The following is a 23,813-nucleotide window of genomic DNA, read 5'->3' as shown; positions in this document are numbered from 1 at the left end:
CGCGTGCGCTCGGCGTGGTTCCCCAATTCCGCACATACCCGGTCGATTCCGGGACACACCCGTGGCTGTTTCCCCGCCTACGCAGCGGCGCGCGATCTCCGGGAACGGACTCGACTCGAACGAGCGGCCCGCACGTTGCGCCCGGGACGGATCGCGAACGCGGCCGAAGCTACCCGGCTACGGTGCCACCGGGTTCACGCGGTTTCGGAGCGGCGAGTCTTGTGGGCGGTCAGTAACAGGTGATCGATGCGGGAACGCATGGACGCCTCGGCGGCCGGGACGCGGTCCAGGCCGGTGATCAGCTGTTCGGCGAGTACCCGCAGCTTGGTGTTGGTCTCCTGGGAGCGCCACCGCAGCACTCGGAAGGCTTGTTCGGCGTTGATCCGATAGACCACCATCAGCACGCCCTTGGCCTGCTCGATCGCAGCGCGGGCGGTGAGCAGTTCCGGCAGCATGACGTCGGACGCGACCGCGCGGTTGTTCGTCGCATGACCGTCGCCGTGGCCGTCCGATGCGATGTCCGCCGCGCCGTCTCCGGCCGCATCATGGTGTTCGGTCAGCGTCTCGGTGATGTCGACATAGAAACCGACGGTGCCGATGGTCTGGCCTGCTTCATCGTGCATCGGCTCCGAAACCACGATCACCTGATGCACCGCCCCGGCGGTGTCGATGATGCGATGACTGCTCGAAAAAGGCGTGTCGTCCTCGACGGAAGTCACCAGGACGGCCTCTACTCGATCCCGGTCGTCGGGGTGCTTGTGAGCCAACAGCAACTCCGTTGTCGGCTCGACCTCCCCGGGGGCGTAGCCGTGCATGCGCGCCAACTCATCGGACCATTCCCAGCGACGGTCGGCGAACCAGAACCGGAAGCCGCCGGTACCGAGCGGCGTGCCCGCGCCCACCACTCGCTCGACCCCGTCGAGGTAGTCGTCGTGGTCCGACCCGGCACCAGTACGCATACCCCCATTTAACTCCTGGTCGCCTGATGACCTCCGCTGAATCGGCATCGGGCGGCTACGCGGCGCGGCGGATCGCAATTCTCGACCGGCATACGCATTCCACCGGCTGCGCGCCTGACCCAGGCGGGATCAATGGACCGAACCACGGACCGGGGGCGGACCGACGACCTCTAGATCCAGCTCCGCCCGCGCCCTCGCGAAACCCGCTGCGGGAAATGGGATGTCCGCGCCGTCGGTGTGCACGTAGGCCGAGGTCGGTTCGTTCATGTACTCGAAGAACTTCTCGAATACCCCGGTGGTCAGCAGACCGAGCATTTGGGTGTGGTGGGTGTCGAAGGCGAAGCTGTGCACGGTTCCCGCGGGTGCGTGCACGAAGTCACCTTTGGTCAGCAGCAGCTCTTTTCCGTTTGCGTGCAATAAGATTCGGCCCTCGATACAGAGAAAGTTCTCGGTGTGCGCGCGATGGAAGTGGCGCGGGATGTAGGGACTCTTGCCGCCGATGGTGTGCATCGCGAAATAGTTGCCACCGGTGTTGGCGGCCCGCGCCAGATAGGTGTTGAGCTGGCCCATGCCTGCCCAGCGGTCACCCTCCCCTACGTCCAGGACATACGGTGATTCACCGACAGGTAGCGATGTACCGGTGACCGGTGGCAGCTGATGTTTCTCCAGGTCGTGGATTCGGACGCCGAATTGGTCGGCGAGTTCGGACTGCCGCCCCGTCGAAGGCGGCCGGTCCGCGGTGAGGTCGAAGACGTGTGAGGTGGTCTCGCGGCCGATCGCTTGCGCCCACCGATGCCCGTCGCCCACGGTGAGCCAACTCAGGAACCGCGTGCGGTGCGCGAGCAGGCGGTAGGCGTACGGCGTCCCGGGCGGCACGGCGACCGACGCTCCGGGACCGAGGACGTGCGTTTCCGCCGGCAGCCATACCTGTAGCAGTCCATCGGTGACGTACAGGAAGCGATGCTCCTGTGCGTGCGACATGAACGGTGTCTCGATTCCCTTTCCGCCGTACACATATGCGGCACCGAACTGCCCGCCGGTGTCCTCCGGCCGGGCGATCACCGTGATCAGCTGCCCGCCGAGTTCGTATCGGGCACCTTCACCGGCGGCCAAATAGTACGGGACACAGCGTCCGGGCAGCGTGTCGATGCCCGGGTCGAGCGATTGAACTTCATCGATGTTCGGAATGTCGAAAGTCACTGGTGCGGACCAACCTACAGAATCCGGGGCCCGGGTTACCGCACCAACGGTTGTAAAGCCCCTCGTCAGATTCTGTCCGGTCCGGATCGTAGCAAGCCAAACTCGTTGCTGCCGAATGGGACTACGGGGCGACGGATGCCCCGCTCGGCTCAGCAGGTCGAGGAGGGGGAATCACCGGCGAGGCGGAACTCGCAGCGGATCGCGCCTGGAGGTGCGGCAGGCAGTTGACCGGAGCGGCGCGGACTCGGGCAACTCGGCGCGTAACCGGTTGCGGCGCTGCACTATCAGAGTCCACAGCACCAACACCCCGATGATGATCGAGACCGGTGCGACACAGAGCCCGTCGTTGCGCGGAGTCACGACGAACACCCGTGACACACCGTTGAGCAGCACTGCCAGCGCGAGCGCCGTGATCACGGCGTGACCCACCAGACGGGCCGACGCTCGCGCACCGAGTTCGGTAGGGCGGCGTAACCCCACAGCACCGCCATGCGAGATTTCGCGGCAGCTCTGAGCATCCTCCGTTTTGCAAGCGCGCATATGAGTAGTGCGCTACCTCAATAGCTGAGGTAGCGCACTACCGGTTCGCACCGTCGACGCGCCAGCGAGGGGGCAAGCGCGATGATCGGCCTACACCGTCTCTGTGCGGGTTCTACGCCGCAAAACCATGGGAAGTCCGTCGCGCGGCCGCAAGGTCAGCGTGTGCTCGGGGACGATCCGCGCCCCTGCTGCGAGGTCGAAGGTGTAGCTCTGGGTGAGCATGGCGAGGATGAGTTTGGCTTGAATGCGCGCGAAACCCAGTCCGATGCATTGGCGGTGGCCCGCACCGAAGGGCAGATACGCATAGCGGGAACGGGGTTGCGGGCTCCCGGTACCGGTGGCGGGATAGACGAACTGCTTGTTCTCCGGCAGGAACCGGCGCGGGTCGAAACCTTCCGGGTTGGGCCAGGATTTCGGGTCGTGGTGCAGCAGGTAGGACGCCACGTACACGGTCGCCCCGGCGGGGATGGCGTAGCCGCCGAGCACATCGTCGGCGGCGGCTTGCCGTTCGATCAGCCAGGACGGCGGATACAGGCGCATCGCCTCTTCGATGACGGCCGAGGTCCACGGCAACTGGTCGAGGTCGGCCGGGGTGGGGCGGCGGTCGCCGAGCACGGTGTCGACCTCGGCGATGAGCCGTTCGCGCGCCTCGGGATTGTTGGACAGCAGCATCAAGGTCCAGGCCAGCGAGTAGGCCGTGGTGTCGTGCCCGACCAGCAAGAAGGTCACCAGCTCGTCGCGGACCTGGCGCGGGCTCATCGCCGCCGCACCCTTCTCGTCGCGCGCGTCGAGCAGCAGACCGAGCAGATCGTGCCGGTCGTCCTGCGGGTTCGCCTGTCGTTCCCGGATGAGCCGGGCGACGACGTTGTCGAGCACAGCGACCGCCGCGTCCAGCTTGCGCCAGCGCGGGGCCTGCAACCGCAGCGCCATATCGGGCGTCACGCCCGGCAGCCGGGCGGGCAACCAGGTGAGCAACGAGGTCATGGCTTTGCCGACACAGCGCAGGATTTCGACGAGCGCCTCGTGCACGTGCGCGGCGTCCTCGGACAGGTCGCTGCCGAAGAGCGCGGGTGCGGTCACGTCGAGCGTCAAGGCGTTCATGGCCACGGAGACGTCGAGCTGATCCCCATCGGGACGGGTTTCCCAGCGCTGCAACGAACGCTCCGCCGCGGTGATCATGTACTCGGCGAAACGATCCAGCTGACGACGGGCGAACAGCGGTTGCATGATCCGGCGCTGGCGGGTCCAGGAGTCACCCTCATTGGTCAGCAGCCCATTGCCCAATGCCATTGCCGCCACTTTGGCATTGAGGGTTTTGACGTAGTTGCTCTGACGTCCGACGAAGACTGTTTCGACGAGCTCGGGATCGTTGACGATAAAGAATTGCCCGCCCGAGATGTCTATTCGGACGACATCGCCGTACTGCTCGACGAGGCTCTGGAAGGCCAGGCAGGGATCGTTGCGGATTTGCGCCATTGCCCGGAACGCGTCCAAGCCGGTGGGCCCGGGCGCGCGCATCGGGTCGGCGACGGTGCCGACACGGGTTGAAACTTCGGTCACGGTTTTCGCTTCCCATATTCCCACACGAAATGGGTGACTTTGAGGGAGATCTGGATGCTATCTCGTTTTCTCCAAGATCAGGGGTTGCCGTCCGGATTTCAACCCCCCATCCGGGGCATGCCGGATCTCGAGTGGCTCTGCCAGACTGAGCCGATGCGCGACGATGCCGGTCGAAACCTGACGCTGGAACGGGTCGCGCACCCGCGGGAGTCGCGCGAGATGTGGAAGCGCTGTCGTCGGGATACGTTGCGCGCTAAGCTGGTTCCGGGTCAGCCAGTGCGACGGGGTGCTGCTCGCCGCGTGCTTTGCGTGTCCCCCGGGGAGGTGCCGGGGTCCCCGGCAGATCCGATCACCGAGGTCACCTGAGTCCACACGTTTGTGAAGTGGTCAGGGGGGTCGCGCCGCCGGGGGGTGAGAGGATCGATATGGAAGCGGTAGAGCAATTTCTGAAAGAGCATTCGATCACGATGGTCGAGCTCGCCACGCCGGATATGACAGGCGCTATCCGCGGGAAGAGAATCCCGGTCGAAACGTTTTTGTCGAGTGGGCTTTCGGGTGGGGTCGGTTTGTCCTCGGCGGTATTGGCCTGGGATTACCAGATGGAGGTCATCGAGACCGATGAATACAGCTGGTCCAATGGTTATCCCGATATCTTCCTGCGCCCCGATGTGGCAACGCTGCGACTCGTGCCATGGAAGCAGCGGACCGCCCTGGTCTTCTGTGACGTCGTCGACGGGTCCGGCAAGCTCGCCACAGTAGCGCCGCGCGACGTACTTCGCCGTGCGGCAGCCGAGTTGGTGCAGGCCGGTCTCTCGCCCTACATCGCAATGGAGAGCGAGTTCTACGCACTCGACGCGGAGACGCTGCGCCCCAGGGGCGACCGCAATCCGGTCTACAGTTTGCACGACAATCATTACCTGGAGCCGTTTCTCGACGATGTCTGCCAGACGCTGCTCAGCGCCGATGTCGAGGTCGAGGCGTGCGGGGCCGAGTACGCGCCGGGTCAGGTCGAGATCAACCTCACCCCGTCCGACCCGCTCACCGCGGCGGACGGACTGCTCTTCTTTCGCTATGCCGTGAAGCAACTGGCACCCCGGCACGGATTCCGGGCGACCTTCATGGCGAAGCCGTTCGGTGACCTCTCCGGCAGCGGCCTGCACATCCATCAGAGCATGTGGCGCAAGGAGAAAGACAATGCGTTCTGGGACGCGGGCACGCTGAGCAGCATCGGTCACAATTATGTGGCCGGGCTCCTGAAGTACGCCGCCGAGCTACAGCTCGTGTCCGTCCCCACGCCCAATGGCTACAAACGCGTCGCCGACCATTCGTTCGCGCCGACGAACCTTTCCTGGGGTTTGGACAACAGGTGCGCCGCGGTGCGCGTCCTGGTCCGCGACGCCGGTGGCACCCGGGTGGAGACGCGCATCGCCGCCGCCGATGCCAACCCTTACCTGCTGGCCGCCGCCCAGCTCACCGCGGGCTTGGCCGGCGTCACCGAAGACCTGAAACCACCACCGCCTGCCGCGAATTCCTATGTCTCGCAGGAGTATCCTCCCCTGCCGACGAACATCTGGGCGGCCGCGAACCTGTTCGGCGAGAGCGAGTTCGCCCGGCGCGCACTCGGCGCGTCGACGGTGCAGAACCTGTGCCGAGTGGCGCGCAGCGAGGCGGCGGCGGGGCAGCGAGAAGTCACCGATTGGGAGCGCGCCCGGTATCTGGATTCGGTGTAGTCGGCGATGCTCCGTAAGTCTCGAGGAAATAGGAGATAGACCCGTGTGTGGTGTGGTCGGATTCATTGACAGCGGATTACGCAAAGACCAGCGACTGGATCTGGTACGGCGGGGCATTCGGGCGATCGCCCATCGCGGCCCGGACGAAGTGGGCCTGTACGACAGTTCCTCCTTCACCCTCGGCACGGTCCGGCTCTCGGTGATCGACCCGAGGCTCGGCCAGCAGCCCATGGTGACGCCGGATAATCGCTACATCGCCGGCTTCAACGGCGAGGTGTTCAACTACATCGAGCTGCGCAGCGAACTGGAAAGCCACGGAGTGCGTTTCAAGACGAACTCCGATACCGAGGTGCTACTGCATTCTCTCGCATACTGGGGACTGGATGCGCTGTCGCGCATGAACGGCCAGTTCGGTTTCGTCTTCTACGACAAGTGGGAGGACGTGCTGATCCTCGGCCGCGACCGCTTCGGCGAGCGCCCGATGTTCTACACGGAGCAGGACGGCACCTTCTATTTCGCGTCCGAGATCAAAGGACTGTTCGCATTCCCCCGGGTGCCTCGCGAGCTCGCCCCGGACAAGGTGCGGCGCGCCATGCGGTACTGGAGCCCGGTCCCCGGCGAGACGTGCTTCACCGGCATCGACGCGATCCCACCGGGGCACATACTGACCGTCCGCGACGGGCAGGCCGAGCTGTCGAAGTATTACCACGGCATCGCACGACAGAGCACCGTCGCACCGCCGAAGTCGTTCGAGGAAGCGAAGATCGGACTGCGGGAGGTCATTCGAGAGTCCATCCGACTGCGCCTGCGCACGGACTACTCACTGGGCACCTATATCAGCGGCGGCATCGATTCGGCAGTCGTCTCCTCCGTGATGAACGAGCTGATCGACGAGCCGCTCACGACATTCTCCATCGATGCCGCGGACAGCCCCGTGAACGAGTGGCCGTACCAGCGGGCCATGGTGGACCGGTTGGGTAGCAAGCACACACGGATTCCGGTGTCGCGGGCACAGGTCCGCGAGCGATTCCCGCATGTCGTCCGGCAGTGTGAACAGCCGCTGCATTTCACGGCTCCGGTGGCCTATGGCGTGCTGGCCGAGCAAGTCGGGTTGGCCGGTGTGCGGGTGATTCTCGGCGGCGAAGGCTCCGACGAGCTCTTCGCCGGTTACGACATCGCCAAAGAGGCGCGGATCATCGAAGCCTGTCTCGGCCGAGGGTCCTTCGCCGGTGCGGCCGCCGAACTGGCGCCCGCACTGAACGACGTGCTGTACAGCGACGGCAAGAGTGCCGACGCGATCATCCGGTTCTACACGGACCGATCGAACCGCGATTTCACGCTCGGGCCACATCTGCGTCGCTTCGAATCCGAGCCCGTCGACGAGCTCATCGATGCGGCGGGTGGCGTCGAGGACGATCACGCGGTGCTGCTTCGCCGGTTCCGCGCCGACTTCCCGGACTTCGAGCAGCGATCCGCCGTCGACCGATCGATGCTCGTCGACATGCACACCTTCCTGATCGGCTATGGGATGACCTGCCTGGGCGACCGGGCCGGAACGGGTTTCGGCGTCGAAGGCAGATACCCCTTCATGGACTCCCACGTGGTCGAGTACGCGGCCGCCCTACCGGTCGAGTGGAAGCTGAACGGAGTGCGGGAGAAGCACATTCTGCGCGAGGCGTATGCCGACCGCCTGCCGCCCGAGATCGTCGATCGACCGAAGTTCGGCATGCGGCTGCCCGGTGCCGAGGCGCTGCTGCCGGACGGTGACGACTGGGTGGCGGCGATCTTGACACCGTCCGCCATCCGCCGGGTCGGTTTCCTGGTGCCCGCCGCAGTGGACCGGCTCGTGGAACGGGTGACGAAGGCCGAGACACCGCGCGTGCCTTATCCCTTCGGTGACGCGTACGTGCACCTGCTCAGCGTGCTGCTGATGGAGGAGTTCCTGATCCACGACTTCCAGGTACCCGAGGTCGATATCGACCGAATCATGATGCGCAACATCGACGGCGACCACGACCCGGTGGGTACGGCCGCGCGCTGATCGATGCGCTCGCCGACGTGGGCCAGGCGAGCTTCCCGAGTTAGTCCAGAGAGGATCCAACATGTCTCATGTCGATTTGGTCGACGATGTGCGAGAAGTCGGGACGGCGGTCCTCGAAACCCTTGCCGCCCATATCGAAACGGCCAGGACCGGAGCGGGCGAGGTCGTTTCCTCGGCCGATATCGATACGGTCGCCAAGCGGCTGGAGCTGCGCCGGTGGATCGAAGAAGGGGGGATGACGCTGCCCGAGTTGCTGTCGTTCGTCACCACCTACAGCGACATCTCGGCCAGCCATCATCACCCCGGGTACATGGCGCATCAGATCGCGCCGTCGGATACCCCCGGTGTGGTCGCCGATCTCCTCCAGGCGATGACCAACAATATTCCCCTGGTGTACGAGCTCGCCCCCGCCGCCGCGGCGGTGGACCGGGCGGTGTGCCGGTGGATGCTGGACAACGTCGGCTGGGGCGCGACCGGGCTCGGGGCGATCACCAACGGCGGCACGCTGGGCAATCTGACTGCTCTGCTCGCCGCCCGTTCGCATGCCGACGCCACCGCGTGGCGAGACGGAAACCCGGGCGACCTCGTCATTCTCGCCCCGGCGACCAGTCACTACTCCGTGCGCAAGGCAGCCGCCGTCATGGGGCTGGGCGAACGCGGCGTCTATCCGCTGCGCACCGACGCGCTGGGCCGCATCGATCCGGCGGAGCTCGAGCCCGCGCTCGCCGAGGTGCGCGCGCAGGGTAAGCGTCCGGTCGCCGTGGTGGCCAACGGCTGCGCCACCGGGACGGGCCTGTACGACCCGATCGCCGATGTCGCGCAGTTCTGCGCGGCCAACGGCCTGTGGTTCCACGTCGACGGCGCACACGGCGCCGCCGCGCTGATCTCGCCGCGCCATCGCGGCCTACTGGCCGGCATCGAGCGCGCGGACTCCACGGTGTGGGACGGGCACAAGATGCTGCGTACCTCGGCGCTGTGCACCGGGGTGCTGTTCCGCGAAAAGCGTTATCTCGACACCATGTTCAAGCAAGACGCGAGTTATCTCTACCGGCCCGAGGCCGAAGACGTGGACCCCGGGCAGTACACCTTCGAAACCTCCAAGGCGCCACTCGGTCTCAAGATCTTGCTGACGCTCGCCTATCGCGGTGAAGCTTCCTTGCGCTCTTATGTCGAGCGGCAATACGGCCTCGCCACCGACTTGTGGGAGCTCATTCAAGAACGACCCGATTTCACCGCGCCGTACCAGCCGCAGAGCAATATCCTCTGCTTCCGATATGAGCCGTGGGGCGACCGGCAGCTCGAGTTGCGGTCCCGGCTGATCCAGGACGGCCGGTTCTATCTCTCGTCTTTCGCGCTGGGTGGCCGACCCTATTTGCGCGCCGCGCTCATGTCGCCGACGACCGATCGGCAGACGTTGAACGACCTGTTGGAGGTGATCGTCAAGGTCGCCGCGGCGTGATTCTCGGCGAGTACCGGTGACCGGTCACCACGTGCGCACGATGATCCAGGTCGACCGACGCACCGGCCGGGAACCGTTGCGCATTGGGCGAGTTCACATCAAGGTCGACTCCGGATGGGTGCGGCGCACAATGTAGCGGTAAATGGTGGGCAACATCGTCATCGCGACCCATACTGGGGTCGATTGCAGGTTGCCGGTTCGCTGACGCATCGGCCGCACGGGTGACCGGCGAATCGAGGGGCACCCGCCGGCCCCGAGTTGTTCGAACCGGCCGACGAGAAGTGCGTGAGTTGGTAACCGACGTCATCGATGTGAGCGCCGACTTCGCGGTCGCCCGTAAAGCGCTGTGGGATCTGCTGCTCGAACCGCAGACCTACCCCCGGTTGTTCGCGGGCATCGGCGCCTGCGAGCTGGTGGAGACCGGACCGGACAGCCGGATCGCGCAGGTGCGCATCGGCACCGCCGAGTCCGGCATCCGCACGCATGAGCTGCGGCTGACCGTGTGGCGCTGGTACGAGAGTTTCGAGTTGCAGTGCCCGGGGACCGGCAGTTTCGTGTCGGTGAAGCTGCAGGGTGACCAAGAGCGCACCAAGGTCGTCGTCACCGTGTTCGCGCCGGGCCGGTGGCATCCACACATCGCCGAGCAGTCCAACGCGGCCGTGGTGGCGTGGGTGAAAAACGGGCTGCGGCGGGCGGTCGATGTCATCCGTGGCGCACGGACCTCGACGGTGATCAATGCCGAGAATGCCCCACTGCGCAGGCAGGTGAGCGTGGCCAAACAGATGGTCACAGTCGGCGTCGGGCGCACCACGAACCTCGCGATCGGCGTGAAACAGGCTCGCTCCCTGGCGAAATGGGGCTTCAACCTGGCCGGTGGCTACGCGGCGGCCGCGGCCTACGATCCGGATCGGATCGCCCTGATCGACGGATCGGGCACCCGCACCTTCGCCGAGATGCACGCTCGGACAAGCGCACTCGCCGGTGCAATGGCTCGGCTCGACCTCGGCTTCGGCGACACGGTCGGGCTGCTCTCGCGCAACCATGCCGGCATGGTCGAATGCATGGTCGCCGCAGGCAAACTCGGCGTCGACGTGGCGCTGTTGAATGTCGGGCTGTCCGGCCGGCAGATCGAGGACATCGTCCAGCGGCACCGGATCGCCGCGCTGTTCGTCGACGGCGACCTCGAGCAGCTGGTCTGCTACCTGCACACCGACCTGCCGCGCTTCAACATCGACGGCCACCCGCCGGTGCCGCACCGGACCACCATCGAGGATCTGATCGCGCAGGGCGAATGGGATTTTCATCGCCCGACCCGGCCGGGCCGGTTGATCGTGCTGACCTCCGGCACCAGCGGCACGCCGAAGGGCGCGCGCCGCCCCGAACCCAAGGGCTTCGGCACCATCGCCGCGCTGCTGTCGCGGATTCCGCTGCCCATGGAACAGCCGATGCTCATCCCCGCGCCGCTCTTCCACACCTGGGGGCTGGCCGGACTCCAGATCAGTACGCCACTGCGCGCGACGGTGGTGCTGCCGGAGCGATTCGACGCCGAGGAATGTCTGCGGCTCGTCGCCGAACATCGCGTCGCCAGCATGATCGTCGTGCCGACGATGGTGAACCGCATCCTCGATCTGCCGCCCGCCGTGCGGGCCCGCTACGACACGTCGAGCCTGCGCGCGGTCGTCAGCTGCGGTGCCCCGCTGGCCGGTGCGACGGTGCTGCGCTTCATGGATGTCTACGGCGAAATCCTGTACAACGTCTACGGTTCCACCGAAGTCTCCTGGGCCACCATCGCCACGCCCGACGACCTGCGGACCGCGCCGACCACCGCGGGCAAGCCGCCGCTGGGCACCAGAGTCGCGGTGCTCGGCCCCGATCGGCGCCCGGTCCCGATCGGCGTCACCGGAAACATCTACGTCGGCAATCACATGCTGTTCGACGGTTACGTGAGTTCGGCGCCGCCGGCCGAGTCCGACGGCATGCTGGACACCGGCGACCTCGGCTATCTCGACGTCGCCGGGCGACTGTTCATCGCGGGCCGCGACGACGAGATGATCATCTCCGGCGGCGAGAACGTCTTCCCCCGCCCCGTCGAGGAGGCCCTCGCCCACCTCCCCCAGGTCAGCGAGGTCGCCGTGGTCGGCGTCCCCGACCAGGAATTCGGCCAGCGCCTCGCCGCCTTCGTCGTGAAACGCGAAGACTCGGGCCTGGATTCGGACATGATCCGGTCCTACATCCGCCACCGCCTCAGCCGCTTCTCCGTCCCCCGCGACGTCACCTTCCTCGCCTCCCTCCCCCGCGGCGAAACCGGCAAGATCATCAAACAACTCCTCACCGGCCCCCACACCGGCGAGACACCACTCCCGTCCCCACTCGGCGGCCCGCACGTAATCACCTGAGCCGCTTCGGGATCGGCGGTGCGACCGGTGACTACAGCAGGTCGTGTTCGAGCTGGCGGAGTTTCAGGTAGGAGCGGTCTATCTCGGCGGGATCCTGGTGGACGAGGAAGACCACGCCCGGGGAGGAGTTCAGGTCGACCGTGGGTCTGGTGGTGGCTTGGTCGGCGATGCGGAAGCGGATGCTTTCGATGGCCGGGAGTTGTTCGAGTTCGGTGCGGAGGAGCTGGGCGGGGAGTGGGAGTTCGCGGTGGGCAATGAGATTGACGCAGCGGGCGTGTTCGTGACGGGTGTAGACCGGGGGTTGAGCGGCCAAGGCTCGGCCTTCACCGAGGTAGCAGTCCATCGTCAGGCCCACCTGGTTCACCCCGGTGCAGCGGTCGAGGGCGGGTGGGTTGGCCAGGCCGGAGATGCGGGCGCCGGTTTCCAGGAGCACCGGGCCCGCGGCGGTGTAGATGAGTTCGGTGTGGGCAGGGCCGTTCGCGATGCCCAGGGCGTCGAGGACGCCCGAGACGTAGTCGAGGATCTCGGTGCAGCGGGGGTCGGTCGGCGACAAGAGGTCTTCGTAGTCGTAGATCCTGCGGTTGTCGCGCACGGTCACCTTCTGGCTGATCCATGCGTCGGTGAACCAGTGCCTGCCGTCGCGGCTGACCGAGTTGACGATGTACTCGTCGCCGAGGAGGTATTCCTGTGCCAGCACAGCGGCATTGGTGCGCAGCATGAGATTGGTCTTGCCGATGATGGCGTGGACGGCGGCGCGGATTTCGGCTTCGGAGTCGCTGATGAACACGTCGTCGGAGCCGGCGCTGTCGAGCGGCTTCACCACGGTGCGGCCGAGGCCGGCCTTGCGCCGCCAGTCCAGTAGCGCCGCCGCGTCGGCGCCGCGCCGCTGCCGTGCGGTGCGCAGCCCTGCGGCGGCCACGGCTTCCACCATGTGGAACTTGTCGCGCCGGACATACGACAGCGCCGGATCGTTGCCGCGCAACGCCAGTTTCGCCGCGATCTCATCCGCCACCTCGACGCCGAACTCGCTGGCCGCGATCACCGCGACCGGTGCCAGTTCGGCCAGTCGGTGCAGCACGTCGTCGGCCTGGTCGGCGTAGGAGAGGTCCTCGTCGAACAACTCGGCGGGCAGGCTCGCGGCGAAGGTCGCGGACAGGTTGGCGCGGGACCGGACGTGGACCAGCCGGTAGTGCTGCCGTGCCTGGCGGGCCAGCAGCGCTCCGGTGGAGAACGCGTCCACCAGGACGACGGTGGGCGAATCGGCTTCGGACATCGAAGATCCCCTCGGGGTAGTCACGGGACCAGCCTGCTGTCATAGCTGTTCGCGACGTGGTCGAGCATCCCGTAGAGCTGGTCGGAGCCGAGCCGGGCGAGATCGTCGCGACCGGCGGTGGCGGGCAACGGAAGCCGGCCCAACGACCCCCAGCGCAGCGCACCCTGCTCGTCGATGACGCAGGTGGTGGCGCCGAGGTTGTCGGCGTGCAGGCAGAAGGGCACGTCGAGCAGGCCGGTGGCGAAGGCCTTCAGCAACGCCTTCCCTACGTCGGCATCGAGGTCGAGCACCGTGTCGATGAGGATGCGCGCCTCGTCGTGCACCTCGGTGAAGTACTCCGTCTCGGCCGGGGCCGCCGGGTCGAGCGGCCCGGCGGCCTCCTCCGCCGCGATGCGCAGCGCCGCAACGTTTTCGGCGACGGAGGGAATCTGCCAGGCCTCGGACACCGTTTTCACGATCATTCGTTCGCAGCCGGTCGCCATGGCCAGGCGGGCGCTGTCGCGGATGAGCCGCGTCGCGCCGTCGGCGGTCCTCGGGAAAAGTCCCATGTACGTGTAGAACACGACGTGCCAGGTCACGTCGCCGAGGTATGCCGCGGCGAGGGTCCGTAAGGCACGCAGCGCGCCGCGATCCTGTTCGGCCAGGGTGCCTTGCGCGTAACTGAGCGACATGTAGCGCAGCCCGTGCTGGCGGAAGAAGCACCCTTCCAGCACAGCCAGCGCCACCAGCAGGGACGGCGGGCAGAGCTGGCCGAGCATGCACCCGCCGAAACTCTCGATGTGCCCGAACTCGGTCTCGCCCGCGAGAAACCGCGTGCTCTCCGACCAGGCATCGACCGCGTCGCGCAGCGGCAACCTGCTGTAGGGCAGACAGTACGAGACCGGACCGCCTTCGGTCGCGTCCAGCCCGACCTCGACCAATCGCTGGAAGACGCGCAACGGCAGGGCGGTGCCGTGGCGCGCCTGTACCGGAAACGTCGGCCCGTACAAACCGGCGAGCACCTTCTTCGTGTCCTCGACCGAATGGGAGACCAGCGGGTAACCGTTCAACTCCTCACCAACCGCAAGGCGTTCCAGCGGCGTCCGGTAATCGCCGACGCGGGTGTAACTGTCGAGCGTGATGGTGCCGATCACCGGAAAATCCAGGTGCGCAACGCGCGCGAGACCGGCCCGCATCGCCGCGAGGCTGCCGAAACCCATGCGGGGCTGGACGACCAACTGCCCCGCATCGGCTCGGTCCGCCACAAAACTGTCGAAAAACCCTGCCACGTCACCGACCCGAGATCAGTTCGAGCGTGGGTAGTCCCGACTGCGCGTCGACGGTGTGCACCTGAGATTTGTGCGGGTCACCGGCGCGCACCCTGGCCATCACGGTGTCCCCGGCCGCGAAGTCGACCAGTGAGCTGCGATAGAGCGTGCGCAGGTGTGTGATGGACAGCCCGGACACCTCCGCCAGCCAGGCAGCGGCGTGGTCGCTGCCCTCCTCGGCGAGCAGCGCGGCGTGCAAGGCCGGGATGTCGTCGCGCCACTCGGGGTGGCAGCGTTCGATGAAGGCAGGCAGCCGCGCGCCCTTGTCGGTGAACGGCGAGAACACCATCGCGACCAACGCGTCCTCGTTCAGCCCGAAGGCGTTCTCGGCGTACGCACTTGCCACCGCACGCCGTTCGGCGATCTTGTCCGGCGAGTCGTAGCGGGCCAGGGCGAGATCGATGAGCCGGTCCGGCATTTCCTTCCTGCGCATCATCGTCTCGGCGAACTCCAGGTACTCGGTGATGCCCGCCGCATAGCTGCGCCCCTCCACGTACTCGACGCGCAGTCCGCGCAAATGTGCCATCAGTGTCGGATTGGCGCAGTCGGATTCGGTGAAGCTGAACGCCAGGTCGTCGAAGCGGAAGCCGAGGAAGTCGACGATCAGATCCCAGTGGTCGTGCACCCGGTAGCTGACCAGGTCGTAGATGGAGACGAAGGTGGGCTGCACCGACCGGTCCCCCACCGCGACCTCGCGTTCGGCGGGCTCGTGCCGGTCGTCGCCGAACAACTCGCGGAAGTAGGCGTCGCCGACGCCGCGCAGCGCGGCGAGCAGATCCTGGAAGGTCATGCCCTTGCGCTGCACGTCGATGCCGATGCCCTTGGCCAGCCGCAGAATCCACGCGGCGTAGAGGGCCTGTTCCCGGCGGGAGTCGCCGGTCATGATCGCGTCGACGCCGCCGCGCCACCAGGCGGCGCGCCCGTAGAAGTCAGCGACCGCAAGATTGCAGCTGTTGCAGAAAGTGGGGCGGCCGTCGCCGGCGGAGCGGTGCCCGTTCATCAGCACGTCGAGCCGGTTGATCGCCACCAGCTTCTCCGGCAGCGGCAGATCGACCCGGAAACGGCGAATCTCGGTGTGGTCGATGGTGAGCAGCTCGGCTCGCTCGTCGTCCAGCAGGCCCAGCGCCGAATACACCCGATCGATGTTCTCCATCACCGCGCCGACCACACCGGCGTGCCGCATGTTCGCGACCCGCATCAGGAAGGTGCTGCCGTGCGCGAGTTGCAGCCGTAATTGCACAGCACGCACGAAAGCGACGACGTAGGTGCTGTCCTTGCCGCCGCCGTAGGCCACCATGACCTTGTAGTCGGCGAGTTTCTGGCGACCGCCCGCGGCTTCGATCAGCTTGTCGCCGACGGCCGCCACCCCTAGTCGTTCTTCCTCGGTGAGGAAGCCGATCAGCTGCTCGTAGCGCGCCCGGTCGTCGTTGGCATCATGTGCACTGTTCACAGCGATTCCGCCTCGAAGTCGAAGTTCTCGATGATCTTTCGGATGCCGGCCTCGACGACGTGCTCATCCTCGTGCAGCAGAATGAAGCGCCCGCGATGCAGCGCGTCGTACGCGCCGCCGGGCGCCAGCACCTGCCCGGGTTCGGGCAGCAGCTCGCGCCAGACGATCGGCACCTGGTCGCGCATGGAGGCGACCCGCAGCACCCGTTCGGCCTGCTCGGCGGACTTGGGCATGATCAGCCAACCGCCGGAGGAGTCGATGAGGTCCGGCACCGGCGGGACCGGCCCGCCGGACAGCACCCGCAGGAACATCTCGTACAGGTTGACGCCGAAGACCCGGTAGATCAGGTGCGGGACCTCGGCACCACCCACTCGGCCGCCGATTTCGAGGAATACCGGATCGCCGGCCGGGGTGATGAACACCTCGAGGTGGAAGGGCAAGCGGCGCAAGCCGAGAGCGGTGACGATCTGCTGCGAGAACTCCTCGATCAGCGTCCGCCGTGGCGACGGGCTCATCAACACCGAGCCGAGTGGCGCGCCGTGCGTGAAGGACAGACAGTCGTTGATGTAGCGAGAGGTCGCCTGGAACGTGATGCGGGAGTCGTCGTCGACGAAACCGTCCACGTGGTAGATCTGCCCCGCGATGAATTCCTCGATCTCGTAGTCGCCGAGATCGAGAGTCGCCAGTGCGGCGTCCAGCTCCGCGGCGTTGTCCACCCGGCGCACCCCGATGCTGGCGGCCGCCGCGACCGGCTTGAGGATCAGCGGATAGCCGCAGGACGCCGCGAACGCGCGCACCTGCTCGGCGCTCACACAGGAATCGAAGCGCGGCACCCGAATTCCCGACTCGTCCAACACCTGCTTCATCCGAACCTTGTCGCGGTAGACGGCGACCTCCGTGCGGGTCGGTCCGGGAATGCCGAGGTCCTCGCGGACCTTGGCCGCGATCTCCAGGGTGAACTCCGACAGGGCGATCAGCTCGTCCACCGGCCCGACCCGCTCGGTGATCTCCAGTACCGCCGCGCCGAGGGCCGCCACGTCGTTGACGTCCTCGACGCGCACCTGGCAGGCGATCTTCGCCGGGTCGGCGAGCACGCCCTCGGCCCCTGGACCGTCCACCACGTAGCTCACCTGGTTGGCGTCGTGGTCGATGAACTCCTCGTAGCGGGTGAGCTCGTTGTCCCAGCGGGTCCCGTCGAAGAAACGTGGCCACCGATTGACGATGACGATATGCATCAGGACACCTTTCGGGTCACGGAGTTCGCGCTGTCCCACGGCGTGATCAGCGCGGGGTCCGCGCGCCAGGCCGAAAACCCTTGGGCGAGACCGAAACGCAGGAAACCGCGGAAGCGCGCGATGGCGTCGTCGCCGAGGAACACGTCGGTGTAGCCCAGGTCGAGCAGTTCGCGGCGGACCCGGTCGTCGTCGGAGACCGCGGTGGTCAGTTTGCCGCCGATGGCGCACGGCACCTCGAGTCCGCGCTCGCGCAGACCGGACAGCAGCACCTGCGCGCCGTGGAAACCGTGGCCGTTGACGCTGGACACGACCAGCAGGTCGGGCCGGTCCGCGCGGATGGCGTCGGCCACGCTCTCGACCGGCGTACACGGCCCGAGGTTGTGCACCGAGGCGCCGTTCTCCTCGAGCAGCTTCTGCAGGTACACCAGATTCCAGAGATGGGAATCGGACTCCACGGTGCTCAGCACGCACCGGAAACGAACGTTCATGTCACGACCTCAACGTTAGCGTTCTCGCGGGCCAGCAAGGCTTTTCGGAAACTGGCCATCGTCAACGGCAGGAGAACCGCGCCGATCAGGCAGAGCATGATGCCCAGCCACAGCGCGAGCCGTTGCGGGCCGATGGTGGCGCCCAGACCACCGATCAGCAGGCCCGCGATCGGATAGGACAACAGGTTGAGCAGATAGAACGGCCCCATGACCTTGCCGAGATGCTCGATCGGGATCACCTTCACCCGCTGGGTGCGGTTGTAGATGTTGTAGAGCGCGTCGCCGACGAGCATCGCGACAAAGGCCGGGGCGTAGACCCAATAGGACGGTGCGAGAGCGGCTATCAGGAACGCGGCGCACATCAGCCAGAATCCCGTCACCCCGATGGGCCCGACACCGACGCGACGGAGCAGCGCGGGCATCAGCAAGAGGTTCAGCAGCCCGGTGACCCCGACGGCCGCGTTCAGCAGACCGTAGGCCGAGTCGGGTGCTTTGAAAACGTCGGTGACCAGGGCTGCGTTCGAGACGATCAGCACGCCGACCACCAGGTTGATGGTGAAGTTGAGGATGCCGAGCAGCAGGACCGGGCGGATCTGCACCATGAGTCGCCATCCGGTGGCCAACTCCGCCAACACTTCCCGGGCCACCCAGCCGACGGCGGCCCGCACCTTCGGCCGCGGCAACGGCAGCCAGGTCAACGCGCTGATGCCGAACGCGGCCGCGGCGACCAGCAGCAGCGGCAGCTTGCCGAGCACGGCGGCGCCCACGATCGCGAGCGCGGGCCCGAGCGCCATGGCGAGCAGCTCCATGTTCTGCACCAGGGACTGCACCGTGGCGATCTGGGAGTCGCGGGCCAGCTGCGGCACCATCCGCTCGATCGACATCCGGATGGGCGCGACACACACCGAAAGGCACGCGCCACCGGTCATCAGGGCGGGCACCAGCCAGCCGGGCCGGACGAGGCAGACCAGCACGACGGCGACCAGGATCAGCGCGCGCATCGTCGCCACGCGGGTGAACAGCCTGGCACCGCCGTCTCGGTCGGCGAGCATGCCTGCGAACGGGTAGGCGATGAGGGCGGGCAGCCACTCCAGCGCGAACGCGAAGCCGAGGGTGGAGACCTGCTTGGTGTCGTGAAAGATCAACAGCGGCACCGCGAACAGCACCACTTGTTCAGCGACCAGTCCGAGCAGAACACCGGTGGCGAACAGCACGCTGAGCTTGTTCAGCCCGTCGGTCCCGCCGACCACCTTCCCGCTGGGCTTATCCACCCCGTCGGCTTCGCTGACTTCCTTCCCCCGGCGCCGAGCCACCGCCCGCTGCTTCATCCCAGCCGTCTCTCGCGTTCACGGATGAGGGGCAGGACATGGGTGTAGAAGATGCGCATCTCGTCGCGGGTCGGCCAACCGGAGAAGATGAACTCGCTGATCCCGGCCGCCTTGTACTGATAGAGGTAGTCGGCCACCTCCTGGTAGCTGCCGACCACGCACAGCGCGGGCCCGCCGCGGTACGGCACGAAACCGGAGTAGATCATCGGCGACAGCCAGTCGTCGGCGGCCTGTTCGGCAAGGCGGAACGAGGTTTTCACGGCTTCGGAGTCGGACGCGGCGACCACCTGCGCGACCCATTCGCGATGCTTCTCGTCGGGGTTCTCCTGCATGGCGGCGAGATCGGCGAGCGCCTGCGCGCGAGTTTCCCTGGCCAGCACGTGCATTCGGGTGCCGACGCGGGTGCCCTTGTCGAGGACCGGTCGCGCCGCGGCGCCCATGCCCTCGGGCGTATCGCCGTAGCGCAGCCAGCAGTCGCCGTACATCGCGGCGGTCTCCTGTGCGATCTCCGACGCGCCGCTCAGGTAGATCTCGGGCCGGCCGCCACCCTGGTAGCCCAGGCCGAGCGCGGCCTCTTTGATGACGTAGTGGTCGCCCTCGTAGGACAGCGGCTTCTCACCGCCCCAGAACCGGTGGCAGATATCGAGGAATTCCTGGGTGCGGGCGTACCGGCCGTCGTGGGCGACGAAATCGCCGTAGCCCGCCTGCTCCGCGGGCGAGATGCCTGCGACCAAGTTCAACGCGATGCGCCCGTCGGACATCCAAGAGATCGTGTTGACGACCTGGGTGAACAAGGTCGGCGACAACAGGCCGGGCCGGTAGGCCAGGATGAAGGTGACGTTCTCGGTCTCCCGGACCAGCGCGCCGATCATCGGCAGCGGGTCGGGCATGTAGTCGGCGATGCCCATCAGCAAGGAGTCAACGCCGAGCGCGTCGGCCTCCTGGCAGAAGTCCACCATTCCGTCGAAGTCGAGTTCGCCGACGCGATACTTCTCGGTGGCCTTCTGCTGACCACTGTCCAGCGGCGCGCACCAGTGGAACCTCAGCTCGCCGGGCTCGACTCGGGAATGAGACAGCGGAGCGAAGTTCGTACGGTCGTAGTTCATTTTAGCGGGATTCACTTCCAGTTATCGCGACGGAGACAGTAGAAGATTCTCAGCATCAATGGAAAGTCGCACCCCGTCCAACTCCCCCTGCCCTGTTAAGGCAAAGTTACATCGACTTCCCGCCGCTGTCAAAGGGGTATAAGCTGCCTACACCGCGCCGTTAACACCATTGTTCGGCAACCCCTATAGGGGGCCTCGAACAGAGCTGCTAAACGATCTTCACAACCGGAATACCCCCCATTCGGGGGGTGGACGACGTCGCCGGAACGAGGGAGAATAGGGCCGCTACCAGTGCGTTAGCAGGACAGTTCGACAGGTTAGGGGGGTTCGACGAAGGCCGTCAAGCAATAGTTTCCCACCAGTTACCGCGTATTCGCGTCGATCACGCGAGAACAGTTAACGTGGATAGATACGTTAGTCGATAGTAGACCAATTGCATACGAGGAATCGTCGAATATCGGGCACCACAATCGGCTTGTCCAGATATCTCCGATGGCGAATATCCGCGCCACGGAATTCGACCACCCTCGCACGACTATTGAACGGATCGAACTTTGCCTGAAGTGACTGAACCGACGGTATCCGCGCCCCCACTACCGCGCGCGCATCTCACGTCGAAACGAACCGTCGCGGCGTTGACGGTGCAGGCCCGATTCCTGTCCGCCGCGCGCGAATTTCTGACCGCAGAGGGATTCACCGAGCTGCTGCCGCCCATCATCGGTCCGGTGACCGACCCCGGGGCGCGTGGCGCGAAACAGGTCGACATCGACTACTACGGTCACCGCTACAAGCTGATGACCAGCGGCATCCTCTACAAGCAGGCCTCGCTGCTCGCCTTCGACAAAATCTTCCACGTGGCGCCCAACGTGCGGCTCGAGCCGCTGGAGACCGCGGTGACGCATCGGCACCTCGCGGAGTTCCATCAGCTCGATGTCGAGATCGCGAACGGCTCGCGCGAAGACGCCATGGACGTGGCCGAGCGGCTGACGAAATACGCCGTGGAGCACGTGCTGACCAATGCCCAGCGCGAGCTGGAAGTCCTGGACCGCGATCTCGAACAGTTGAAGCAGGTGCTCGCGGGGCCCTATGACCGCCAGCGGCACTCGGCGACGGTGGCGCAGCTGCGCGACCTCGGGCACGACCAGCGCGAACACACCGAGATCGACTGGCAGGGTGAGGAAATCATCTCCGCGGCCGCCACCCGCCCGTTCTTCATCACCGACTACCCGAAGGGTTCGCGCGGCTTCTACGACAGCGAGAACCCCGACGAGCCGGGCACGCTGCGCAACTTCGACCTGATCTTCCCCGGCGGCTTCGGCGAGATGATGAGCGGCAGCGCCCGCGAATCGGACTACCGCACCCTGCTGACCCGCATGCGGGAAACCGGTGAGAATCCGGCCAAATACGAGTGGTACCTCACCCTGGCCCGCGACGGCCTTTCGCCCAGTGCGGGTTTCGGCCTCGGCGTCGAACGGTTCACCCGGTTCCTCGGCGGCTTGGACGCGGTCTGGCAGGCCAGCGCCTACCCCAAGATTCCGGGGGAGCTCCGGCCATGAGTGTGTTGTCGGCTCCCGGATTCCCCGAGCGCGAGGTGCGGGCGCGAGCGCGGACGGCGGCGGGTTCGGTGTTCCCCGACAACGCGCAGTACGGCTCGACCCTGTTCGGGCAGGGGCAACCGGCAGCCGCACCGGACTCCATGGACGCGATCGACCACGCGCGGCTGGTCCCGCCCGTGTTCGTGCCGCTGCGCGCGGAGATGATGTTCGATCTGGGCCGGGAGCCGCTGGCCGGTGACGTCGATCTGACCACCACCATCGGCGGTCTGCGATCGACTCTGCCGGTGTATGTTTCGGCGTTCGGGTCCACCGCCGTGGCCGACGGCGATCTCGGTGTCGCGGTGGCCGGGCAAGCCGGTGCCGCGGGCGTGCCGATGGTGATCGGCGAGAACATCGTGCCGGTGTCCGGCTACGGGCGGGTCGCGGACGAGGAACAGAGCTCGCTGCTGCGTCGGCTCACCGAATACACCAAGATGGCCGCCGAGGACACCGGCGGGGTGATCGTCCAGCAGAGTACCGAGGACGCCGACGCCGAGGTGTGGAATCTGGTGTACAGCGATCCGGCGAGCGAGCAGCTGCTGACCAGTGGTCGCCTGGCCTTCGAATTGAAGGTGGGCCAAGGGGCCAAACCTGGTCTCGGCGGCATGACCCTGCTCCCGCCGGATCGGGCCGCACACTTGTCGGCGCAGTACGACATTCTCGATATCTACGACGGCGCGGCGGCACCGATGCTGCGCTCAGCCACCCCCGGCACCTTCACCCCGGAGATCCTGCGCCAGCAGATTCGGTTGATGCGCAACAACTATCCGCGCTGTCGTATCTGGGTGAAACTGCCGCCGGCCCGGGATGTGGGCGACGCGGCCGAGGTCGCCTGGGCGGCGGGCGCCGATGCGGTGACCGTCGACGGCGCGGAGGCGGGCACCGGCTGGGCGCCGCACGGATTCCTCGAGCACGTCGGCCTGCCCTTGGCCGAATGCTTACGCAGGGTCGCCGACCGCGACCGGCACGGCAACAGCCTGCTGGTGTCCGGAAGGTGCTGGGAGGGAACCAGAGTCGTGAAGTGCCTGGCCCTCGGCGCCTCCGCCGTCGGACTCGGCCGGGCGGCGCTGGTGGCCGCCGACGAGAATGCCGATCATGGACTGACGAACCTGTTGGTCGCGTTCGAGCTGGAGCTGCGACTCCTGATCAGCGCGCTCGGCAAGTACCGGATCGCGGATCTGGCCGCCGAGGACATCTGGTTCCCCGCTACCAATGAAAGGACGCGATGAATACAGGGCGACCGTGGCGTGTGGCAGTACTGGGCCCGGGCGGAGTCGGCGGGCTGGTGGGTGCGTTGCTGGCCCGGGCCGGGCATCAGGTGACGTTCCTCGGCGGCGAGGCGACCGTGCGTGCCGTACGGGAGCACGGAATGCAGGTGCGCAGTGGGATGTTCGGTGATTTCACCGTGCAGGCCGAGGCGGACACCGAGTTACGTGAGCCGGTCGACGTGTGCCTGGTGACGGTCAAACAGAACGTCCTCGGCGCGGCCCTCGACCGGGTGTCCCCCGCCGCGCTCGGCGACGGCCTGGTGGTGCCGCTGCTCAACGGGATCGAGCATCCGGCGGCGCTGCGCGGGCGGTATCGCCCGGAATTGGTGGTGCCCGGCGTGATTCGGGTGGCGTCGACGCGGGTCGCGCAGGGGATCGTCGAGCACGGCAGCCCGTTCGTCGAGATCGATCTGGCGAGTGCGACCACGTCATCCGAGCGGCTCGACGAGCTGGTCGCGGTGCTCGACGGCGCTGGTGTGCGCGCGACGACACGCGACGACGAAGCCGCCATGCTGTGGGGAAAGCTGTTCTTCCTCGCGCCGTTCGCCCTGATGACCACGCATCACAAGTGTCCCGTCGGCGAGATGCGGACCGTGCATCGCGCGGAGCTGGTCGACCTGGTCGCGGAGATTGCCGCACTCAGTCGCGCGGCCGGCGTGCCCGCCGATGTCGATGCGGCCCTGCGGTTCTACGACGCCTTTCCGCCGGAAGCCAAGTCGTCGATGCAACGCGATGCCGAGGCCGGACGGCCGCTCGAGCTCGATGCGATCGGTGGGGCGCTGTTGCGCATCGCCGAGCAGCACTCGGTGGCGATGCCGCTGACCGAGCGGCTGGTCGCCGACTTGGCTCGGCTGAGCGAGGGGTCGGCTCCCGCCTGA

18 protein-coding genes are annotated in these 23,813 nt (G+C 66.6%); 7 read left to right on the top strand and 11 right to left on the bottom strand.

All coding sequences use genetic code 11. The features are described 5' to 3' along the window. Positions 1–194 precede the first annotated feature (194 nt). The 4 genes from NN4_RS03080 to NN4_RS03065 all read right to left on the bottom strand — a co-directional run bounded on the left by NN4_RS03080 (position 195) and on the right by NN4_RS03065 (position 4,259). Positions 195–959 (bottom strand): PAS and ANTAR domain-containing protein, encoded by a 765-nt coding sequence (locus NN4_RS03080; RefSeq protein ID WP_147128404.1) that lies wholly within the window; start codon positions 957–959, stop codon positions 195–197. Between the two features lie 129 nt (positions 960–1,088). Then, positions 1,089–2,159, bottom strand: a complete 1,071-nt coding sequence (locus NN4_RS03075) for a quercetin 2,3-dioxygenase (RefSeq protein ID WP_147128403.1) — start codon at positions 2,157–2,159, stop codon at positions 1,089–1,091. A 171-nt stretch (positions 2,160–2,330) separates the two neighbouring features. Beyond that, on the bottom strand, positions 2,331–2,639 hold the full coding sequence (locus tag NN4_RS03070) for a hypothetical protein (protein WP_147128402.1): 309 nt from the start codon (positions 2,637–2,639) through the stop codon (positions 2,331–2,333). Positions 2,640–2,789: 150 nt separating this feature from the next. Then, the gene (locus NN4_RS03065) at positions 2,790–4,259 is read right to left on the bottom strand and encodes a cytochrome P450 (protein WP_147128401.1); all 1,470 of its coding nucleotides are present in this window, start codon (positions 4,257–4,259) and stop codon (positions 2,790–2,792) included. 425 nt (positions 4,260–4,684) lie between these two features. Between NN4_RS03065 and NN4_RS03060 the strand changes: the two genes are divergently transcribed. The 4 genes from NN4_RS03060 (at position 4,685) to NN4_RS03045 (ending at position 11,885) form a co-directional block, all read left to right on the top strand. Then, positions 4,685–5,989 carry a glutamine synthetase family protein gene (locus tag NN4_RS03060; RefSeq protein WP_147128400.1) on the top strand — a complete coding sequence of 435 codons (1,305 nt, stop codon included), beginning with the start codon at positions 4,685–4,687 and terminating at the stop codon, positions 5,987–5,989. A gap of 52 nt (positions 5,990–6,041) precedes the next feature. Next, on the top strand, positions 6,042–8,030 hold the full coding sequence (gene asnB, locus NN4_RS03055) for an asparagine synthase (glutamine-hydrolyzing) (RefSeq protein WP_186818237.1): 1,989 nt from the start codon (positions 6,042–6,044) through the stop codon (positions 8,028–8,030). A 61-nt stretch (positions 8,031–8,091) separates the two neighbouring features. Further along, positions 8,092–9,489 (top strand): pyridoxal phosphate-dependent decarboxylase family protein, encoded by a 1,398-nt coding sequence (locus NN4_RS03050; protein ID WP_147128398.1) that lies wholly within the window; start codon positions 8,092–8,094, stop codon positions 9,487–9,489. Between the two features lie 290 nt (positions 9,490–9,779). Then, positions 9,780–11,885 carry an AMP-binding protein gene (locus NN4_RS03045; RefSeq protein WP_147128559.1) on the top strand — a complete coding sequence of 702 codons (2,106 nt, stop codon included), beginning with the start codon at positions 9,780–9,782 and terminating at the stop codon, positions 11,883–11,885. 31 nt (positions 11,886–11,916) lie between these two features. Here the strand turns inward: NN4_RS03045 and NN4_RS03040 are convergent, their stop codons facing one another. The 7 genes from NN4_RS03040 to NN4_RS03010 are packed head-to-tail and all read right to left on the bottom strand — an operon-like array spanning position 11,917 to position 20,072. Continuing rightward, on the bottom strand, positions 11,917–13,158 hold the full coding sequence (locus NN4_RS03040) for an ATP-grasp domain-containing protein (RefSeq protein ID WP_147128397.1): 1,242 nt from the start codon (positions 13,156–13,158) through the stop codon (positions 11,917–11,919). A gap of 20 nt (positions 13,159–13,178) precedes the next feature. Beyond that, positions 13,179–14,426: a methylaspartate mutase gene (locus tag NN4_RS03035; protein ID WP_147128396.1), complete on the bottom strand. Its 1,248-nt coding sequence runs from the start codon at positions 14,424–14,426 to the stop codon at positions 13,179–13,181. 1 nt (position 14,427) lies between these two features. Beyond that, a complete protein-coding gene (locus NN4_RS03030) occupies positions 14,428–15,915 on the bottom strand; it encodes a hypothetical protein (protein WP_147128395.1) in 1,488 nt (495 codons plus the stop codon). Next, positions 15,912–17,150, bottom strand: a complete 1,239-nt coding sequence (locus NN4_RS03025) for an ATP-grasp domain-containing protein (RefSeq protein ID WP_147128394.1) — start codon at positions 17,148–17,150, stop codon at positions 15,912–15,914. Before NN4_RS03025 ends, NN4_RS03030 begins: the two co-directional genes overlap by 4 nt. Beyond that, positions 17,150–17,638 (bottom strand): cobalamin B12-binding domain-containing protein, encoded by a 489-nt coding sequence (locus tag NN4_RS03020; protein ID WP_147128393.1) that lies wholly within the window; start codon positions 17,636–17,638, stop codon positions 17,150–17,152. Before NN4_RS03020 ends, NN4_RS03025 begins: the two co-directional genes overlap by 1 nt. Continuing rightward, positions 17,635–18,966 carry an MFS transporter gene (locus tag NN4_RS03015; protein WP_147128392.1) on the bottom strand — a complete coding sequence of 444 codons (1,332 nt, stop codon included), beginning with the start codon at positions 18,964–18,966 and terminating at the stop codon, positions 17,635–17,637. Before NN4_RS03015 ends, NN4_RS03020 begins: the two co-directional genes overlap by 4 nt. Further along, positions 18,963–20,072, bottom strand: coding sequence for an LLM class flavin-dependent oxidoreductase (locus NN4_RS03010; RefSeq protein ID WP_147128391.1), 1,110 nt, complete (start codon positions 20,070–20,072; stop codon positions 18,963–18,965). The genes NN4_RS03015 and NN4_RS03010 overlap by 4 nt, the downstream gene beginning before the upstream one ends. 563 nt (positions 20,073–20,635) lie before the next feature. Here NN4_RS03010 and NN4_RS03005 point away from each other — a divergent pair. The 3 genes from NN4_RS03005 to NN4_RS02995 are packed head-to-tail and all read left to right on the top strand — an operon-like array spanning position 20,636 to position 23,813. Next, the gene (locus NN4_RS03005) at positions 20,636–21,628 is read left to right on the top strand and encodes an asparagine synthetase A (RefSeq protein ID WP_147128390.1); all 993 of its coding nucleotides are present in this window, start codon (positions 20,636–20,638) and stop codon (positions 21,626–21,628) included. Further along, positions 21,625–22,896: a glutamate synthase-related protein gene (locus NN4_RS03000; protein ID WP_147128389.1), complete on the top strand. Its 1,272-nt coding sequence runs from the start codon at positions 21,625–21,627 to the stop codon at positions 22,894–22,896. Before NN4_RS03005 ends, NN4_RS03000 begins: the two co-directional genes overlap by 4 nt. After that, the gene (locus tag NN4_RS02995; protein WP_147128388.1) at positions 22,893–23,813 is read left to right on the top strand and encodes a ketopantoate reductase family protein; all 921 of its coding nucleotides are present in this window, start codon (positions 22,893–22,895) and stop codon (positions 23,811–23,813) included. Before NN4_RS03000 ends, NN4_RS02995 begins: the two co-directional genes overlap by 4 nt.

The sequence above is a fragment of the Nocardia ninae NBRC 108245 genome (assembly GCF_007990755.1).
Taxonomy (GTDB): Bacteria; Actinomycetota; Actinomycetes; order Mycobacteriales; family Mycobacteriaceae; genus Nocardia; species Nocardia ninae.
This window is presented reverse-complemented; position numbering and strand designations above follow the sequence as displayed.

Bases quoted from the DNA above. Each gene is read 5' to 3' on its own strand.
- NN4_RS03080 (WP_147128404.1), bottom strand. From the start codon at position 959: ATGCGTACTGGTGCCGGGTCGGACCACGACGACTACCTCGACGGGGTC.
- NN4_RS03060 (WP_147128400.1), top strand. From the start codon at position 4,685: ATGGAAGCGGTAGAGCAATTTCTGAAAGAGCATTCGATCACGATGGTC.
- NN4_RS03050 (WP_147128398.1), top strand. From the start codon at position 8,092: ATGTCTCATGTCGATTTGGTCGACGATGTGCGAGAAGTCGGGACGGCG.
- NN4_RS03040 (WP_147128397.1), bottom strand. From the start codon at position 13,158: ATGTCCGAAGCCGATTCGCCCACCGTCGTCCTGGTGGACGCGTTCTCC.
- NN4_RS03025 (WP_147128394.1), bottom strand. From the start codon at position 17,150: ATGCATATCGTCATCGTCAATCGGTGGCCACGTTTCTTCGACGGGACC.
- NN4_RS03020 (WP_147128393.1), bottom strand. From the start codon at position 17,638: ATGAACGTTCGTTTCCGGTGCGTGCTGAGCACCGTGGAGTCCGATTCC.
- NN4_RS03015 (WP_147128392.1), bottom strand. From the start codon at position 18,966: ATGAAGCAGCGGGCGGTGGCTCGGCGCCGGGGGAAGGAAGTCAGCGAA.
- NN4_RS03010 (WP_147128391.1), bottom strand. From the start codon at position 20,072: ATGAACTACGACCGTACGAACTTCGCTCCGCTGTCTCATTCCCGAGTC.
- NN4_RS03000 (WP_147128389.1), top strand. From the start codon at position 21,625: ATGAGTGTGTTGTCGGCTCCCGGATTCCCCGAGCGCGAGGTGCGGGCG.
- NN4_RS02995 (WP_147128388.1), top strand. From the start codon at position 22,893: ATGAATACAGGGCGACCGTGGCGTGTGGCAGTACTGGGCCCGGGCGGA.